Annotated in this window: 4 protein-coding genes; all 4 read left to right on the top strand. The window is 38.8% G+C overall.

What is annotated here, in order from left to right; all coding sequences use genetic code 11:
• Positions 1-334 (top strand): hypothetical protein (locus tag RM368_RS38455; protein WP_322698927.1); only part of this gene is annotated, 334 nt, incomplete at its 5' end.
• A 70-nt stretch (positions 335-404) separates the two neighbouring features.
• Positions 405-749 (top strand): hypothetical protein, encoded by a 345-nt coding sequence (locus tag RM368_RS38450; protein ID WP_322698926.1) that lies wholly within the window; start codon positions 405-407, stop codon positions 747-749.
• Positions 749-1,069 carry a hypothetical protein gene (locus RM368_RS38445; RefSeq protein WP_322695307.1) on the top strand — a complete coding sequence of 107 codons (321 nt, stop codon included), beginning with the start codon at positions 749-751 and terminating at the stop codon, positions 1,067-1,069. The genes RM368_RS38450 and RM368_RS38445 overlap by 1 nt, the downstream gene beginning before the upstream one ends.
• A complete protein-coding gene (locus RM368_RS38440) occupies positions 1,069-1,380 on the top strand; it encodes a hypothetical protein (protein WP_322698925.1) in 312 nt (103 codons plus the stop codon). Before RM368_RS38445 ends, RM368_RS38440 begins: the two co-directional genes overlap by 1 nt.
• Positions 1,381-1,476 lie beyond the last annotated feature (96 nt).

The raw sequence follows: 1,476 nt of genomic DNA, 5'->3' as shown, positions 1-1,476 counted from the left end.
CAACAAACAGCAGGCTACGAATGCTCAACCAATTAACGATGTTAGTGTTACCACATCTAAAACTACAGTTGTCGGTGAAAAAGCTGATGGAAGTAGGCATTCGTGCTTGCTTACAAATGTAGGCCCCTCAACAGTTTATTTTAAATACGTAACTGTTGGGACTGACCCAACTGCTAATACTGTGATTGTTTCTGCTAGTAATTATGATTTTTCACTTGCTCCCGGCGAGAAATTTCTTGATGATAATTCTAGTCAAAATGCCATTGTCGGCATTTGTACAGGAGTGCTAACAACAACTGCCAAAGTTAAAGTTACTGAATACATCTATTCTTAAGCGCCAAAGAATAATGTGACGGTAAGAATACAGCGCTATTACTAACTATTGAATTCAAAGTTGATAATTTATGACGACATTAAGTTTCGCCGCATTAGCTGAAAAATTACCCGCCGGTTCAATTGAATTTGTTGGAAACAATCAACTCAAACTCAACCTCAGCTTATTAACTGAGAGTGGAAGCACCTTAACTACAGATACTTCTTGTGTTAAAGGAATGGTCAAGCTTTTGCAAGGCTTGTCTGTATTAACGAATCAAGTAAATGAAGCTCGAATTGCTGCTAACTTACCTCCAATTCAATTTGCTTCTCAACAGCTTACAGGGACACCAGAAGCGCCAGAATTTGAATTTACGGTGCGAGTCAAAGTTGATACTGCATTGTTTGTTGATAATCTTGATGACCCGACTGAATAATGATTAACAATACTCAAGAATTCGGTGGTGTTGCCAAGTTTAGCAATTGTACCAATGCTGACAAATCGCTAACTAGCAATATATCTGACGTTGTTTTGAATGCTAACAGTTCTAGAAGTTACGCAGCATTTGTAAATAACTCCTCAATTGATATCACGATTATTTTGGGTGATAAAGCAAATGCAGCAGTTGGTAAAGGAATTGTTTTAAAGCCTCGTGGAGGTAGTTATGAAATTAATAGTAATAACCTCTACATAGGCAAGGTTAGCGCCATTGCTACCAATAATTGCAAACTTTCTTTTGTGGAGTGTATTGAATAATGGCTCTTTATAATCCGCCTACAGCGACATTGGTTGAGTCAACTAGTGGTACTTCAACTCCGACTACAGTTGCTTCTAGCATTAGCAGCCAAGTAATTCTTGCTGCAAATTCAAATCGTAAGGGTGCAACGATTTGGAATGATAGCACTGCTACTCTATATCTAGAATTTGGTGCAACTGCGACAACAAGCGCATTTACTGCCAAATTATCTCCCGGCGGATATTTTGAAGTGCCATTTCGTTACACTGGTGTAATTAGTGGTATTTGGTCGACTGCTAACGGTAATGCTTTGGTTCGGGAGTTGACATAATGCCTTTATTTTCCTCCTCTGTTTCTAGTGGACTTATTTATATCCAATTAAGAGAACTTCAGCCATCTGGAACAGAAGGGGGAAATGCTACAGCAG

Origin of the sequence: Nostoc sp. DedSLP03, assembly GCF_034530815.1 — a bacterium.
GTDB lineage: Bacteria > Cyanobacteriota > Cyanobacteriia > Cyanobacteriales > Nostocaceae > Nostoc.
This window is presented reverse-complemented; position numbering and strand designations above follow the sequence as displayed.